The following is a 15,373-nucleotide window of genomic DNA, read 5'->3' on the forward strand; positions in this document are numbered from 1 at the left end:
GCTTGAGCTTTGATGGATTCAGCGTAATAGATGAGGGCCACACTCCGCCTGCGGCGTGGGAGGGCCCCATACCCGGTGCGGTTCTCTAGCCTAGAAGGATGGGCAGGCAAGACAATTCCGGAACGCAGGGTTCCCGGCCGAAGGGTCCCGGCAGCGGAGCACCCGCAGGCCGCGGCGCCTCGCGCACCTCCGCGCCCAAATCCGCCACGAATGTCCCCAGCCGGAAGCCGGCCCGGAAGCCAGTCCGCCCTGTTTACCGCCGCCGCCGCCTGTTCGTGGCTGCCGCCCTGCTGCTCGTGATCGCCCTCGCCTTTGGCGGATTCGCCGCCGCCTCGAGCTTTCTCAACGACGGGCAGTCCACGTCCGGCGACAGCTCGGCCCCGTCGGACCAGGAAACCGGGCCCGCCCCGGCCCCGGACACCACGGCTTCCGCTTCGGCTTCCCCGTCGGCGCTGCCGACAGGCAACGGCTGCGAACAGAACCTAGTGACCGTCACGGCCGCCACGGACAAGCCTGCCTACGCTGCCGGCGAGATCCCGTTGCTTACACTCAAGGTGACGAACGGCAACAAGGTGCCGTGCAAGGTCAACATCGGAACATCGCAGATGGAGTTCCTCGTCGCCAGCGGCTCGGACCGGATCTTCTCGTCCACTGACTGCCAGGCGGACGCCACCGACCTGGTGAAGACCATCGCGCCGGGGCAAAGCGAAACAGCCAACTTCCCCTGGCAGCGCAACCGCACGCTCCAGGGCTGCGCGCCGATCCAAGCCGAACCGGGAACCGGCGGCGCGTACTACGTCTTCACCGCACGGCTGGCCGACAAGACCAGTCCCAAAGCCGTGTTCCAGCTCAACTAAACCCCATCGATTGCTCCGCAGGTGCCGTTTTGAGGGCTCAAAAGGGCGGCTGCGGAGCAACCGACGGGGTTAGGCGGGGTCAGAGGAACCGGTCCAGCAGGCTTGCCTCGGCCATCCGGCTTAGGCCCTCGCGGACCGTCCGGGCACGCTGGTCGCCGATGCCATCCACCGTCATCAGGTCATCGATTGTGGCCGCCATCAGGAACTGCAGGCCGCCGAAGTGATCCACCAGGCGGTCGGCGACGGCTTTCGGCACGGCCTTCAGCCCGGAAAGCAGCCGGTGTCCGCGCGGCTGGACGACGGCGTCGAGGTTGGCCTCGCCGCCGGCGAAGCCAACAATTCCGGCGATCCTGCCCAGATCGATCAGCTCCGTTGGACCAAGGTTCACGAGCGCCTTCACGGCCTTGTCGATGTCCTCAGCGGAAGTGTCCGGCCCGGAGTAGTCGCGGATGATCACGTCGCTGCCGGGTCCGCGGCCCACGGTCAGCTCGTCCAGCTGGAGCGAGAGCAGCCGGCCGTCCTCGCCGAGTTCCAACACATACTGCGAGATCTCTTCCGAGATCCGGCGCACCATTTCCTGGCGCTGCAGGGTCACGGCAACATCCCGGACCGTCACCATGGCCTCGATTTCCAGGGCCGAGAGGGAACTGGTCACCTGGTCCAGGCGCGAACGGTAACGCTCCAGCGTCGCCAGGGCCTGGTTGGCCCGGGCCAGGACTTTTTCCGAGCCCTCCAGGACGTGCCGCAGGCCGTTCACATAGAGGGCGATGATCTGCATGGACTGGCTGACCGAGATAACCGGAACGCCGGTCTGGATGGCGACACGCTCCGCGGTCCGGTGACGGGTGCCCGACTCCTGGGTCTCAATGCTGGAGTCGGGGACCAGCTGAACGGCCGCGCGCAGGATGTTGCTGGCATCCTTGTCGCAGATGATGGCGCCGTCCATTTTGGCCAGTTCCCGCAGGCGGGTGGGGGAGAAATCGATTCCGATGTCGAAGCCGCCGGAGCAGATGGACTCGATGGTCTTGTCGATGCCCAGGACAATGAGGGCTCCGGTCCGTCCGCGGAGGATGCGCTCGAGGCCGTCGCGGAGGGCGGTGCCCGGTGCCACCCGGCCCAGGGTCGCCTTGAGTGAATCTTCAGGGCTCCGAGCCATAGATTTTCCCTTCAAAGGTGCAGGCCTCAGCCTGCAAGTGCGCCGGTTTCCAGTGGTTCCCGGCAGGATCAAAAGTACTCGGTTGCCCGTTCCCACCATAGTAGAGGCAAAGCAGGTCAACTTCCGCACGGACAAGCCCCAAAGTGGGCCAATTGGACGTTCGCTGAACGCCTGGGGAATGGCCCCGCGGACCCCGGCGGGGGACCGCGCTTTTTGGCGGCGGACCTCCGGCGCCGGGCTGGCTTGCCGCCCGCATCGCGGGGGCAGTGCGGGCTGGGATAAACTTGTTGCCTTGGGTGTTCTGTCGGCTGCCCGCCGCTACGCCCAGCAAGCACCCAGCAGTCACGCAGAACTCCCAGCAGAACAGCCAGGGATCCCGCCGGGCCAGCCTGATTTCCGCAGGTCCGGGACCAGCCATTCAAAGCCGCAGCGAAAGTAGCACCGTGTCCCAAGAAGTCCTTAGCCCCGCCCGAGTCCAGGAGATTCACAAGCAGGCGGCCCGGCGTCGGACATTCGCGGTCATTTCACACCCCGACGCCGGCAAGTCCACGCTGACCGAGGCGCTCGCGCTGCACGCAAAGGTGATCGGTACCGCCGGTGCCTCCAGCGGCAAGGCGAACCGCAAAGAGACAGTCTCGGACTGGATGCAGATGGAAAAGGACCGCGGAATCTCGATCAGCTCCGCGGCCCTGCAGTTCGCTTACCGGGACACCGTGATCAACCTGCTGGACACCCCCGGCCACGCGGACTTCTCCGAGGACACCTACCGTGTGCTGGCCGCCGTCGACTGCGCCGTGATGCTCGTGGACGCCGCCAAGGGCCTGGAAACCCAGACCATGAAGCTCTTCGAGGTCTGCAAGCAGCGCAACCTGCCCATCATCACCGTGATCAACAAGTGGGACCGGCCGGGCCTGGACGCCCTGGCCCTGATGGACGAGATCACCGAGCGCACCGGCCTCCAGCCGATGCCGCTGACCTGGGCCGTGGGGATCTCCGGTGACTTCCGCGGCGTCTGGGACCTGCGCAATGACCGCTTTGCCCAGTTCAAGCGCAACAATGCCGGCGCCAACATCGCCCTCACCGAGTACTTCACCCCGGAGCAGGCCGCGGCGAGCCAGGGGGACGACTGGGCCAACGCCGTCGACGAGGCCGGGCTGGTCATCGAGTCCAATCTTGAGTTCGACGTCGATGCCTTCCACGCCGGCCAGGCCACGCCGATCCTTTTCAGCTCCGCCGCGTTGAACTTCGGCGTGAAGGAGATCCTCGACGCCCTCGTTGACTTCGCCCCGCCGGCCGCCCCGCGGCCCGACGTCGACGGCGAAGCACGGCCCGTCGATGCACCGTTCGCCGGCTTCGTCTTCAAGGTCCAAGCCGGCATGAACAAGGCGCACCGGGACCACGTCGCCTTCATCCGGGTCTGCTCCGGTATGTTCGAACGCGGCATGGTGGTGACCCAGGGCCGGACCGGGAAGTCCTTCGCCACCAAGTACGCCCAGCAGGTCTTCGGCCGCGAACGCGAGGTCATTGACGAAGCCTTCCCCGGGGACGTTGTGGGCCTCGTGAACGCGTCGTCGCTGCGGGTGGGAGACAGCCTCTTCATCGAGCAGCCGGTGGAGTTCCCCGCCATCCCGCTCTTCGCGCCGGAGCACTTCCAGGTGGCGCGCTCCAAGGACCCCAGCCGTTTCAAGCAGTTCCGCCGCGGCATCGAGCAGCTGGAGCACGAGGGAGTCATCCAGGTGCTCCGCTCGGACATCCGCGGTGACCAGGCCCCGGTGCTGGCCGCCGTCGGCCCCATGCAGTTCGAAGTGGTGGAGGACCGTATGGCGCACGATTTCAGCGCACCGATGCGGCTCGAGCGCCTGCCCTATTCCATTGCCCGCATTTCGACGGCGGACGCCATGCCGGCGCTGGCCAGTGTGCCCGGCGCCGAGGTGCTGCTGCGCTCCGACGGCGAATACCTCGCCCTGTTCAACGACGTTTGGGCCTTGCGCCGGATTGAGAAGAACCACCCGGACCTGACGCTGCTGCCGATCGGCACGCACAATCCCGCAAAGTAGCAGCCAACGGCAGCGGGCGGACAGGAACGGATCCACCGGAGGGCTTCCGGAATCCCGTTCCTGAGGTATTCCCTTCCCGCGGTATAATAAGTAACCTTGCTACTTTGCGGGCGCCGTTGATTTCGGCTTTTTGGACTGATCCGCCCGATTTCACCGGCGGGCGCCGCACCTAAGGGATATCGAACACTCTTGGACTGACTACAACGGAAAACTCGGCATGGAACCAGGATTCCTGCTGAGCGGGCGCTACCGGGTCGAATGCCTTATTGGCAGCGGACGCCAGTCCACCGTGTACCGCGCCCGGGACGAACTCCTGCAGCGTGAGGTGGCCGTCAAACTCTTCCGTAACGAGGCGGACGATCTTGAACACACCCGCCGCCAGGGGCAGGAGATCCGCATCCTCGCGGGGATGAGCCACCACTGCCTCGTGACACTGTTCGACGCCGGTGCTGACCTGAGCGACCCGGACGCATCCTTGAGCTACCTCGTGATGGAACTGGTCCGCGGGCCGGACCTGCGCCGCCGAGCCGCCCAGGGGCCGCTGTCCGCGGCTCACATGGCGTTGATCGGCCACGATCTGGCCGACGGACTTGCCCACATCCATCACCACGGCATCGTGCACCGCGATGTGAAACCTGCCAACATCCTGCTGGTGGACTACAGCAACAACGACCGGCGCCCCCGGGCGAAGCTCAGCGACTTCGGTGTTGCCGTCATGACTGGCGGCGGCCCTGTGGCCGACGACGGCGGGACCTCCGGGACCCCCGCGTACCTGAGCCCGGAGCAGGCCGCCGGAGAACCCGCTGGGCCGCTCAGCGACGTGTACTCCCTGGGCCTCGTACTGCTCGAAGGGCTGACCGGAAAGATGGCCTACCCCGGTGCGCCCGTGCAGTCCGCAGTCGCGCGGCTGCTCCACGATCCGGACATCCCCGAGGAGCTTGCCCCCATCTGGACTTCGCTGCTGTCGTCCATGCTGGCCCGTGACCCGGCGGAGCGCCCGGCGGCCCGGGAAGTCTCACTGGCCCTGCGCCAGGAAGTCATTAACGGCGCAGCCCGCCACCGCCGGGACCAGGCTTCGAGCGCGATCGCGAGTTAGGCGGAGTCGACGCCGGGGCGTTGGCGCTGGTTAACGCCTGCGCTGTTTAACGCCGGCCGGCGTGGAGCGCCAGTTCCAGTTCGAACCGGGCCTTGGGGTCCTCCAAGGCATCGCCGAACAGCTCGCGCAGCTGCGCCGCCCGGTAGCCCACGGTCTGCGGGTGGATTCCGAGCTCTGCCGCCACCGGGGCCCGCTGGCCCCAGTGCCGCAGCCAGGACAGCAGTGTCTCCGCCAGACGCTCGCGCTGGGCCGGGCGAAGCCCTTCCAGGGGGGCCAGGCGACGGCTGGCCAGTTCGGCAATCGCGGAAGGCTCCGCCCCGAGGATCACCTCGGCCAAGTGCTCATCGGCCCAGATCGGCGGGTCCTCCGGGCCTTCCCTCGGCGGCAATGCCGAGGCTGCCAGCACGGCCAGGCGCAGCGAATCGGGGACCTTTTCCCAGCCCCCGGCCGGCCCCACGGCCGCCCCGCGGCCGCGCAGCGCCTTTTCCAGGTCCGCCCGTGCGGACTTGGACTTCCGGGCCGGGACCAGGGCGACGGCATCGGTCTCACGCTCGATGACCAGCGTCCCGGGCCCCAGCCGCAGCCGCAGCCCCGCGGACCGGTCTATCGGCAGGGTCACCACTACCATCCGCTGCGGCAGGGACCAGTCCGCCATCGCCGCCGTCTGGCGCAGGGCCGACTCATCCGCCTGCCCCAGCAGGAGCAGGTCGAGCAGTTCGGTGCGCCGCCGGTCCACCGCGCCGGCCCGTTCCGACTGCTCAAAGGCATACGCCTCGGCGCTGACGGCGGACAGTTCGTCGATGTAGGCCAGGATCGATTCACCCAGGTCCACCACCACACTCTGGCCGAGGTGGTGCTCCACGGACACCCGGGACATCTCGCGGAAGGTCACGCGGGCACCCATCCGGTAGGCGCTCAGCAGCGCATCCATGCTCCGGCCCTGCCGGAATTCGCCGCTTCCCAGCCCTGCCACAAGTTGCCGGCTTTCCTCCGACAGGGCGGGCAGCCGGGTTCCCGGCAACTGCAGGAAGCGGTCCAGCGCGGCGGCCACGCCGCGGCGCAGCCCCCGCCCGAAGCGGCCCTCGATCGGCCTGGCGTAGGCCGGCACCAGCTGCGGCACGGCGTCGATGATGGCCTCGACAATGCCGGGCATCATCGGCCGGAGCATGTCGCTGACCTCTCGCGGCAGGGCCAGCCATGGAGGATCGTAGGCGGGGGAGGCGGAGGTGGCAGCGGGGGAGACGTTCATGGGCTGGTTCCAATAAGTTGTTGCGGGGAGATAGTTTATTTGAGTCGATCGTATGCCTTGGATGAAGATGTATGACCCAATCTGACATAAGATTGATGAATGATCCGGCTCCGTAAGCTGGCGAGCGCCGCATCTGTACTGACCACCCCACTGGCTCCAGAAGACATTCTGTCGCTGTTCAATCCTGTGTTTTCCGCCCGCCAGTTGCGCGGCGTGGTTACTCGGGTGGTTCCAGAAACGGCCGATTCCGCCACCATTTTCTTCCGTCCCGGCCGCGGCTGGCAAGCGCACCTTGCTGGCCAGTGGGCCCGTATCGGCGTCGAACTCGACGGTGTCCGCCACTGGCGGTCCTATTCGCTGAGCGCGCCCGCCGGCATGGACCCGGCCATCACCGTTAGTGACATGGGTGCCGTCTCCGGAACTCTCGTGCGCAACACGAAGCCCGGCGACGTGCTCTTCCTGGCGCCGCCGCAGGGCGACTTCGTCCTCCCGGAGCATCCGCGGCCCCTGCTGATGCTCACCGCCGGCAGCGGGATCACCCCCGTGATGTCGATGATCCGCACGCTGGTCCCGCACCGCCCGGACTCCGACGTCGTCCTCATCCATACCGCCCGGACCCCGGAAGACGTCATCTTCCGGGAGGAACTGGCCGAACTCGCGGACCAGTTTCCCAACTTCCGTGTCATCCACTGGTTCACCGGAGAACGCGGGCGGCTGGACTTCAGCTCGATCGCCGCACTGGAACAGCTTTGCCCGGACTGGCGCCAGCGCGCCGCCTATGCCTGCGGCCCGGAAGGCTTCCTTGACGACGCCGAGGCGCTGTGGGAGTCGGAGAACGCAACTGCCGGCCCCTCCTCGGACTCGACCCTGACCATTGAACGGTTCAGCACTAAGCTGGCCGGCGGCGCAGGGCACAACGGCGGCCTGGTCACCTTCGAGGCGTCTGACCGCGAAGTCGAAGCCGACGGCGACACGCCGCTGCTCGACGTCGGCGAGGACGCCGGCGTCCTGATGCCCAGCGGCTGCCGGATGGGCATCTGCCACAGCTGCCTCACCCCCCTCCGGGCCGGACAGGTTCGTGACCTGCGCACGGACGAAGTCCATGGCGAGCCCGGCCAACTAATCCAGACGTGTGTCTCGGCAGCCGCCGGACCCGTTAACCTCGACATCTGAGGAGTACCACCGCATGACGATTGTTTCCGACACGCCTGACGTTTCCGAGGAAGGCCCAGCGGCCGCTGCCACCGGCGCCGGCGCTGCCAAGGCGCCCGCTGCCGTGAAGAGGCGGCCGGGCGCCCTCGCCGAGTCCGGCAGCCCGACGGTTCGGCCGCCGGCTGCCGCGCATCTCTCCGACGAGCAGGTCGCCGAGCTGGGCCGGGAGCTCGACGCCATCAAGGACGATATCCTCGCCAAGCGTGGGGCCAGCGACGCCGCCTACATCCGCCGGATGATCAAGATCCAGCGCGGACTGGAGATCTCCGGGCGCGCCGCATTGTTGGTGAGCAAGAACAAGGCAGCCTGGGTCACCGGCACCACGCTGCTCAGCTTTGCCAAGATCCTGGAAAACATGGAGATCGGGCACAATGTGCTGCACGGGCAGTGGGACTGGATGCGGGACCCGGACATCCACTCCACCACCTGGGAGTGGGACTTCGTCACCCCGGCGCGCGCCTGGCAGCACACCCACAACGACCTGCACCACCGCTGGACCAACGTCGTCGGCAAGGACAACGACGTTGGGTACAACCTGCTGCGGATGGACGCGGACCAGGAATGGAAGCCCTTCAACCTGGGCAACCCGCTCTACAACGCCCTGCTGGCCCCGGTCTTCGAATGGGGCATCGCGATCTACGATCTCGAGCTGCAGGACTTCAAAGAGGGCAAGAAGACCAAGGAGGCCCTGGTCAAGGACCTCAAGGCCCTTGGACGCAAGGCCCTCACCCAGTTCACCAAGGACTACGCAGCCACCCCCGCCGTCGCAATGCTCACCGGCTCCGGCAAGCAGGCGCTCTACGGCACGCTGACCGCCAACGCGGTCCGGAACGTCTGGGCACATGCGGTGATCTTCTGCGGCCACTTCCCCGAGGGTGCGGACACCTTCACCGAGGAAATGGTCGAAGGCGAGACCCGCGGTGACTGGTACGTCCGGCAGATGATCGGCTCAGCCAACATCTCCGGCTCCAAGTTCATGCACCTGATGACGGGCAACCTGTCGCACCAGATTGAGCACCACCTCTTCCCGGACCTTCCGTCCAACCGCTACGCCGAGGTGGCCCCCAAGGTGCAGGAAATCTGCAAGCGCTACGGACTGCCGTACACCACCGGCCCGATCTGGAAGCAGGTCGGCTCCACCTGGGCCAAGGTCTTCAAGCTGGCGCTGCCGCCCAAGAAGGCCTAGCCGAACTGGTTGAATGATTTGAAAGGGGCGCCTGCCATCTGCGGCAGGCGCCCCTTTTCGCGCGTGGCCGGGATCAGGGCTTGCACGCCACCCCCAGCACGTGGGCCAGCCGCGGGTTGCCGGGGAGGGCGGAGAAGCCGAAGCGCTCCAGGCCCTGCATCTTAAAGCCAGCTTCGGCGATCACAGCGTCGGTGTTCCGGTTCGGATGGCAGCCGCCGGCGATCCGGCTCCACAGCGGCGTGACCAGGTCTTCGGCGGCCGCCAGCACGCGGTGTGCCGAGCGGACGTGCTCGTAGAACAGCAATAGGCCACCCGGGCGCAGGACCCTGACTACCTCCGCCAGCGCAGCGGACTGGTCCAGCACACTGCACAGCACAAGGCTGGAGACGACGACGTCCACGGAGGCGTCGGCCGCCGGCAGCGATTCCGCCATGCCGTCCCTGACGGTGACGGGCACCGGAGCCTTCCTGGCGGCGGCCAGCGCGAGTTCGCGGAGCGTGGGGTCCGGTTCGAGGGCAAGCACTCCCGTCACCGCGGGCGGGTAGAACGCGAACGTGGCCCCGTAGCCCGCTCCGATCTCGACGACGATTCCGTGCGCCGCCTCCAGGAGGCGCCGGCGGTGCTCCGCAGCCCCGCGGGCGTCCATCCGCGGACCCACCCGGGCGAAGGATTTGCCGAACGAGGGACTGCGGGGCTGGTGGCCGCTGTGCCCCTCCTGCCGGTTGTTGTTCATCTGACCTCGATCACGCCCATCATCCCCAGGTCCTCGTGATCCAGAATGTGGCAGTGGTACACGGAGCGGCCGCTGAAGTCGCGGAACGCGATCCTGACCGTGGCGCGCCCGTTCGCCCGCACGTTCACCACGTCCCGCATAACCACGGAGCCTACGGCCTGGCCGTTGTCCTCAATGAGCTGCATCGGCCACACATGCAGGTGGATGGGATGGTCCATGGGACTGGTGTTGACCAGCGTCCATTCCTCGACGGTTCCGGCCGCGACGATCGTGTCCGTGCGCGCCTCGCTGTATTCACGGCCGTTGATGGTGAACCGCATCATGCCGCCCATACCGCCGCCCATGCCGCCGGATCCCGCGCCCATGGCCAGGACCAGCTGCCGGCGGGCGGCGACGGCGGCAGTTCGGAGGTCCTCTTGGGCGGGCCGGGACGTGACGGCGCCGGGCAGGGATGCGGTGGTGCCGCTGACCCGGAAGGTCGCCAGCGCACCCGTCCCGGGGGTCGGCCCCCGCCCCATCATCCCCGGCATGGCGCCGCGGTCGTAGTGGAGGGCCTGTAACACGGATTCGCCGGCCGTGGCAGTCACCAGCAGGTCCGCCCGGTTGCCCGGAGCCAACAGGAGTTCGTCCACGGTTTGGGGATTGGCGGACCGGCCCGAGTCCATGCCGAGCAGCTGGAGTTGCTGGCCGTCCAGCCGGAGCCGGAGATAGCGGGCTACGCAGGCGTTGATGATCCGCCACCGTTCCCGTTCTCCCGGCCGGGCGGTTATGAGCGGGTTGCGCTGCCCGTTGAGCAGGAGAAGCTCCCCTTCGCGGCCCGCCATGCGGTCCATCAGCGGCGCCGCGGAGATGTTCCCGGCGCGGTCAAGAGTGGTGTCGGAGACCAGCAGGACGCGTTCCCTGCTCGCCGGAATGGCTTCGGGATCTTCAACGATGATCGCCCCGAAGAGTCCGCTGAAAATCTGCCCCGCGACCGTGCCGTGGTGATGCGGGTGGTACCAGTACACTCCCGGCGGGTGGTTCGAGGGCAGCCGGTAGCTGTAGTCGAATCCTGCTCCGGGCATGACCGCCACGAAAACGTTGTCGCCGCCGGCCCGCGGGGTCACGTGCAAGCCGTGGACGTGCAGGTTGGTAGCTTCGCCAAGGTTATTCACGAGCCTGACGGCGAGCTCATCGCCCGGTTGCAGGCGGAGGGTGGGGCCCGGGAGTGTCCCGTTGTAACAGAGCGGGCTGGCCATCCGGCCGCCGAGCTCCACCGGCGCGCGGGCGGCCTCGAGCATGAGCTGCAGCCTGCCGTCCGTGCTGCGAATCTCCGCCGGGCTGCGCAGCACGGGACCCGCCGCCGTACCCGGGAAGCCGGTCCGCTGCGTGGAAGCCAGGGACCACCACAGCCCGGCACCGCCCGCCACGGTGGCCGCCGTACCCAGGCCGCCCAACAGCAGTGCGTCGCGGCGGCTGATCGGCCGCACTAGGTCTCCTCGCCGAGGACTTTCAGATTCTCACGGTATTGGTCCGCGGTGAGCTCGCCCCTCGCGAAGCGTTCATCCAGGATCAGGCGTGCCTGGCTTTTTGCGCCCGGGAAACCGCCCGGGGGAACCCCCTGCTGCCCATAGGGCGGCGGGCCATAGGGTCCGGCGTGTCCGGTCTGGGCGGCCCCGCCGCGGCCTGACCCGCCGGTGAAGAGGCGGACCGCGAGCAGCACCAGCACCGCGATTCCGATCAGCAGCAGCAGACCCCAGAGCCACATCCAGCCGAAGCCGTCACCGTAGTAGCCCCTCATGGCCTGATCCCTTCGTTCGCGACCGTTCCTACCCCTATGTTCCGCCGGATACCGGGCGGGGGATAGGGTCCTTAGCCGCTCTTCGGGTGCCTCAGCCGATCAGCAGGTCCAGGGCCTCGGTCAGGTGGCCGACTTCCCGCACGGAGAAGCCCGCGGGCACCGGGCCCGGGCCGTTCGGGCTGGCCGGCACCACGGCGTGGGTAAACCCCAGCCGGTGGGCTTCGTGGATCCGCTGGTTGATGCCGGGCACCGGGCGGACCTCACCGGCCAGACCGACTTCGCCGAAAGCGATGAGCCGCTGCGGCAGGGGTTTCCTGGCCTTTGCCGATGCCACCGCCAAGGCGATGGCGAGGTCCGTGGCGGGCTCACTGAGTTTCACGCCGCCCACGGTTGCCACGTAGGAATCGTCCTTGTTCAGCAGGCAGCCGGCCCGCTGCTGGAGCACGGCCAGCAGCATTGCCACCCGGGAACTGTCCAGTCCGCTCGTGGCCCGGCGGGGCTGAGCGTTGGCGCTTTCGGCCAGTAGTGACTGCACCTCCGCCAGCAGCGGCCGGCGCCCCTCGAGGGTGACCGTGATGCAGGTTCCGGACACCGGTTCCTTTGTCCGGGAAACGAATAAGCCGCTCGGATCGGCCAGGCCCGCGATGCCGTCCTCGTTCAGGTCGAAGCAGCCGACGTCGTCGGTGGGCCCGTAGCGGTTCTTGACAGCCCGCAGCAGCCGCAGCCGGGAATGGCGTTCGCCTTCGAACTGGCACACGACGTCCACGAGGTGCTCGAGCAGCCGGGGACCGGCGATGGAGCCGTCCTTGGTCACGTGGCCCACCAGCAGGGTGGTCATATTGCGGCGTTTGGCTGCGGCGATCAAGGAAGCAGCCACCTCGCGGACCTGCGAGACGCCGCCGGCGCTGCCTTCGACGTCGGCGCTGCTCAGCGTCTGCACGGAGTCCACGATCAGCAGGCGCGGCTCAAGCTTCTCCACCTGGCCCAGGGCCTGGCCAAGGTCCGTCTCGGCGGAGAGGTACAGGGATTCAGCGACGGCGTCGATCCGGTCCGCACGGAGCTTGACCTGGGCGGCGGATTCCTCACCGGTGATGTACAGGACGTCCTGCGCGGTGCGGGCAAACTTGGCCGCGACGTCCAGCAGGAGCGTCGATTTGCCGACGCCGGGTTCGCCCGCCAGCAGGATCACGGCGCCGGGAACCAGCCCGCCGCCGAGCACGCGGTCCAGTTCGTCCACGCCGGTGGGCAGGAATGCCGCGGTCGTGGCGTCCACGTCCGAGATCCGGCGGGCCGGCTCCAGCACGGCGGCGGCCGCCGTCGTGCGCGCGACGGCGCCGCCGGTTTCCTCCACGCTGCCCCAGGCCTGGCATTCGCCGCAGCGGCCCACCCACTTGGCCGTGGTCCAGCCGCACTCGGCGCATTTGTAGCCCGGCGCCTTGGAAGCCCGGGAAGTCTTGGTAGCCATCGTTCCACCCTATCGGCGCGCAACGACACTTCTGCTCGTGCGCCGCGGAAGCTAGAGCGGCGGCAGGATGTCCCGGGCTTCGCGGGAGTCGACCCCGGCCGCCTCGAGCAGGTCCACGATCAGCGGACGGAACAGCATGACCACTGTTTCGCCCTCCAGCCGCTGCACGTCCAGCAGCCGCGGATGCAGCCGGCCGGCGACTTCCCGCAGCTCCGCCCGCGCCGTCCGCAGGTGCGCGCGGCGGACGCCGTCGTGCAATTCCGCCAGGCCCAGGGACAGCTCGTCGACGGCGTCGGCCGTGTCCTGCAGGACGTCGGCGATGTTCTGGGTGGCGTCGTCGGACAACGCCGCGTGGTTGATGGCACTGGTCAGTCGGCGGGCAAAGACGCGGCTGTTGCGCAGCGCGAGGTCGAGGTAGTCCAGCGCCTGCTCCATCCGGTCCAGCTCGTCGCGGTGCCGGCGGTAGGCGGGCGCCAGGGTCGCCACCTCCCCGGAGGTCCGGAGGGACTGCCGCATGGCATCAACGAGCGGCTGGCAGTTCCTTCCCCGGATGAGCGCGTGCCAGGCTTGGGTGGCGTCGCTGTAGCTCAGCGCAGAGGCGCACTCGCGCAGCACCTCGGCGAATTCGTGCAGCAGCTTCTTGACGTCGTTGCGGGGTTCCCGGCGCGGGTCTTTCGGAACCAGGAACGTCACCAGCAGGGCGAACACGCCGCCCACGACGGCGTCGATGCTGCGGGTGAACGGCCCCCCGACCGGCGCGGGGAGGAGTACCACAAGCACCGACTGCAGCCCCAGCTGGGTGGTGAAAATCGTGCCGCTGTCCAGGAACCGGGCCAGCAGGATGGAAAAAAGAAGCACGACGGCGGCCTGCCAGATTCCGGAGCCCAGCCAGTGCAGCAGCAGGTCCCCGACCACAATGCCGATGGTGCAGCCCAGGCCCACCTCGATTACGCGGCGCAGCCTGGGGTCGCGGGAAAAGCCCAGGGCGATGAGGGAGGACGTGGCGGCGAAGAGCGGGCCGCTGTGGCCCAGCACGTACTCGGCGAACGCGTAGGCGCCGACAGCGCAGGCAGTCATCTGGATGGCCGGCACGAGGGAGTTCCGGCTCCGGACCAGGCCGGTGCGGACCCGTCCGCGCAGGAAACGGGTGCTTGTGGAGAGTCCAGGAGCGGGGGCCATGCGCACCAGTCTATTGGCCGTTGGTTCCGCGGTTCGCCGGTGCCGACCCTTACGGTTGTGACGCAGCTAACGCAATAGGGACCCGGCGGATGTAAGCCAATATCCGCGCTCCGTTAACCGTATGTTCACCCTGGGCGGCATTTCTCTTCATCTGGGACACCTACTTTCAATAAAGGTACAAACCGTACGCATCCCTGCCCGGCCCTCTCCGGTCCGGTACGCACAGAAAAATCCCTGGAAGGGGTACATCTCAGTGAAGGCACTCCGCTTCGGCCGCAACGCGGCTATCGCTGTTATTTCAGCCGGCGCTCTCGCGCTTACCGCTTGCGGTTCGGACAACCCGACGGGGGCCGCTCCCGCCAGCACCACCGCTTCGGGTCCCCAGGTCACCGGCACGCTGACCGGCATCGGTGCCTCTTCGACCGGTGCAGCCATGGATGCCTGGAAGGCCGGCTTCTCCTCCGCGAACACGGGCGCCACCGTACAGTACTCCCCGGACGGCTCCGGCGCAGGCCGCAAGGCCATCATCGACGGCTCGGCCCAGTTCGCCGGCTCCGATGCCTACCTGAAGGACGAGGAAGTCGTTAGCTCGCAGGCCCAGTGCGGCCCCGAGGGCGCCCTCAACATCCCGGTTTACATCTCCCCGATTGCCGTGGCCTTCAACCTGCCCGACATCAAGGAACTGAACCTCGACGCCGTCACGGTTGCCAAGATCTTCCGCGGCGAGATCGCCACCTGGAACGATCCCGCGATCGCTGCCCTGAACCCGAACGCCACGCTCCCGGACCTGGCCGTCACCCCGGTCAACCGCTCCGATGACTCCGGCACTACGACCAACTTCACCGAGTACCTGGCTGCTGCCGCTCCCGAGGTGTGGACCGACAAGGCCGCCGGCATCTGGCCCGCAACCCTCCAGGGCGAGAACGCCAAGGGCACCTCCGGTGTGGTCAAGACCGTCACCGACACCCCGGGCGCCGTGACCTACGCCGACGACTCCGCCGTCAGCGGCAAGCTCGGCACCGCCCAGATCAAGGTCGGCTCCGAATTCGTGAAGATCTCAGCCGAGGCAGCCGCCAAGGCCGTCGAAGCCGGCAAGCCGGTTGAAGGCCGCTCGGCCAACGATGTCGCGATCAAGCTGGACCGCACGACCACCGTGCCCGGCGCCTACCCGGTCGTGCTGGTTTCTTACCACGTCGTCTGCAGCAGCTACGCTGACCAGAAGACTGTGGACCTCGTCAAGGCCTTCGAAAACTACGTAGTCTCCGAGGCCGGCCAGAAGACCGCCGCCGATGCTGCCAAGTCCGCCCCGCTGTCCAAGAACCTCCAGGACAAGGCGATCGCTGCCATCGCGTCCGTCAAGGTCAAGGCCTAGGGATAGCTTCCGCTGCCAGGCATAGTGGAAA

At 67.7% G+C, this 15,373-nt stretch carries 13 protein-coding genes; 6 read left to right on the forward strand and 7 right to left on the reverse strand.

What is annotated here, in order from left to right; genetic code table 11:
* Positions 1-98 precede the first annotated feature (98 nt).
* On the forward strand, positions 99-857 hold the full coding sequence (locus J2X01_RS04845; RefSeq protein WP_310051240.1) for a hypothetical protein: 759 nt from the start codon (positions 99-101) through the stop codon (positions 855-857).
* A 79-nt stretch (positions 858-936) separates the two neighbouring features.
* Here the strand turns inward: J2X01_RS04845 and disA are convergent, their stop codons facing one another.
* Positions 937-2,013 (reverse strand): DNA integrity scanning diadenylate cyclase DisA, encoded by a 1,077-nt coding sequence (gene disA, locus J2X01_RS04850; protein WP_310051243.1) that lies wholly within the window; start codon positions 2,011-2,013, stop codon positions 937-939.
* 443 nt (positions 2,014-2,456) lie between these two features.
* Here disA and J2X01_RS04855 point away from each other — a divergent pair, with 443 nt between their 5' ends.
* A complete protein-coding gene (locus J2X01_RS04855) occupies positions 2,457-4,070 on the forward strand; it encodes a peptide chain release factor 3 (protein WP_310051245.1) in 1,614 nt (537 codons plus the stop codon).
* A 217-nt stretch (positions 4,071-4,287) separates the two neighbouring features.
* Positions 4,288-5,166, forward strand: a complete 879-nt coding sequence (locus tag J2X01_RS04860; protein ID WP_310051247.1) for a serine/threonine-protein kinase — start codon at positions 4,288-4,290, stop codon at positions 5,164-5,166.
* Between the two features lie 46 nt (positions 5,167-5,212).
* On the opposite strand, the gene J2X01_RS04865 is transcribed toward J2X01_RS04860, so the two are convergent.
* A complete protein-coding gene (locus J2X01_RS04865; RefSeq protein ID WP_310051249.1) occupies positions 5,213-6,415 on the reverse strand; it encodes a PucR family transcriptional regulator in 1,203 nt (400 codons plus the stop codon).
* 99 nt (positions 6,416-6,514) lie between these two features.
* Here J2X01_RS04865 and J2X01_RS04870 point away from each other — a divergent pair, with 99 nt between their 5' ends.
* Together J2X01_RS04870 and J2X01_RS04875 are read left to right on the forward strand one after the other, a co-directional pair.
* Positions 6,515-7,588 carry a ferredoxin reductase gene (locus J2X01_RS04870; RefSeq protein WP_310051252.1) on the forward strand — a complete coding sequence of 358 codons (1,074 nt, stop codon included), beginning with the start codon at positions 6,515-6,517 and terminating at the stop codon, positions 7,586-7,588.
* Positions 7,589-7,601: 13 nt separating this feature from the next.
* Entirely contained in the window at positions 7,602-8,813 is a 1,212-nt protein-coding gene (locus J2X01_RS04875) for a fatty acid desaturase family protein (protein ID WP_310051254.1), read from the forward strand.
* A 73-nt stretch (positions 8,814-8,886) separates the two neighbouring features.
* Here J2X01_RS04875 and J2X01_RS04880 read toward each other — a convergent pair whose 3' ends face one another.
* From J2X01_RS04880 to J2X01_RS04900, 5 genes are all read right to left on the reverse strand, one after another.
* On the reverse strand, positions 8,887-9,546 hold the full coding sequence (locus J2X01_RS04880) for a class I SAM-dependent methyltransferase (RefSeq protein WP_310051257.1): 660 nt from the start codon (positions 9,544-9,546) through the stop codon (positions 8,887-8,889).
* Positions 9,543-11,015, reverse strand: a complete 1,473-nt coding sequence (locus J2X01_RS04885) for a multicopper oxidase family protein (protein WP_310051260.1) — start codon at positions 11,013-11,015, stop codon at positions 9,543-9,545. The genes J2X01_RS04880 and J2X01_RS04885 overlap by 4 nt, the downstream gene beginning before the upstream one ends.
* On the reverse strand, positions 11,015-11,326 hold the full coding sequence (locus tag J2X01_RS04890; protein WP_310051262.1) for an SHOCT domain-containing protein: 312 nt from the start codon (positions 11,324-11,326) through the stop codon (positions 11,015-11,017). Before J2X01_RS04890 ends, J2X01_RS04885 begins: the two co-directional genes overlap by 1 nt.
* Positions 11,327-11,417: 91 nt before the next feature.
* Positions 11,418-12,791, reverse strand: a complete 1,374-nt coding sequence (radA, locus tag J2X01_RS04895) for a DNA repair protein RadA (protein WP_310051264.1) — start codon at positions 12,789-12,791, stop codon at positions 11,418-11,420.
* Positions 12,792-12,842: 51 nt separating this feature from the next.
* A complete protein-coding gene (locus J2X01_RS04900) occupies positions 12,843-13,970 on the reverse strand; it encodes an FUSC family protein (protein WP_310051266.1) in 1,128 nt (375 codons plus the stop codon).
* Between the two features lie 253 nt (positions 13,971-14,223).
* On the opposite strand from J2X01_RS04900, the gene pstS reads away from it, so the two are divergent.
* Positions 14,224-15,342 (forward strand): phosphate ABC transporter substrate-binding protein PstS, encoded by a 1,119-nt coding sequence (gene pstS / locus J2X01_RS04905; protein ID WP_310051268.1) that lies wholly within the window; start codon positions 14,224-14,226, stop codon positions 15,340-15,342.
* Positions 15,343-15,373: the final 31 nt, after the last annotated feature.

The organism is Arthrobacter ginsengisoli (assembly GCF_031456935.1).
GTDB classification, from domain to species: Bacteria; Actinomycetota; Actinomycetes; order Actinomycetales; family Micrococcaceae; genus Arthrobacter; species Arthrobacter ginsengisoli.

Bases quoted from the DNA above. Each gene is read 5' to 3' on its own strand.
- J2X01_RS04845 (WP_310051240.1), top strand. From the start codon at position 99: ATGGGCAGGCAAGACAATTCCGGAACGCAGGGTTCCCGGCCGAAGGGT.
- disA (WP_310051243.1), bottom strand. From the start codon at position 2,013: ATGGCTCGGAGCCCTGAAGATTCACTCAAGGCGACCCTGGGCCGGGTG.
- J2X01_RS04860 (WP_310051247.1), top strand. From the start codon at position 4,288: ATGGAACCAGGATTCCTGCTGAGCGGGCGCTACCGGGTCGAATGCCTT.
- J2X01_RS04865 (WP_310051249.1), bottom strand. From the start codon at position 6,415: ATGAACGTCTCCCCCGCTGCCACCTCCGCCTCCCCCGCCTACGATCCT.
- J2X01_RS04870 (WP_310051252.1), top strand. From the start codon at position 6,515: ATGATCCGGCTCCGTAAGCTGGCGAGCGCCGCATCTGTACTGACCACC.
- J2X01_RS04875 (WP_310051254.1), top strand. From the start codon at position 7,602: ATGACGATTGTTTCCGACACGCCTGACGTTTCCGAGGAAGGCCCAGCG.
- J2X01_RS04880 (WP_310051257.1), bottom strand. From the start codon at position 9,546: ATGAACAACAACCGGCAGGAGGGGCACAGCGGCCACCAGCCCCGCAGT.
- J2X01_RS04890 (WP_310051262.1), bottom strand. From the start codon at position 11,326: ATGAGGGGCTACTACGGTGACGGCTTCGGCTGGATGTGGCTCTGGGGT.
- radA (WP_310051264.1), bottom strand. From the start codon at position 12,791: ATGGCTACCAAGACTTCCCGGGCTTCCAAGGCGCCGGGCTACAAATGC.
- J2X01_RS04900 (WP_310051266.1), bottom strand. From the start codon at position 13,970: ATGGCCCCCGCTCCTGGACTCTCCACAAGCACCCGTTTCCTGCGCGGA.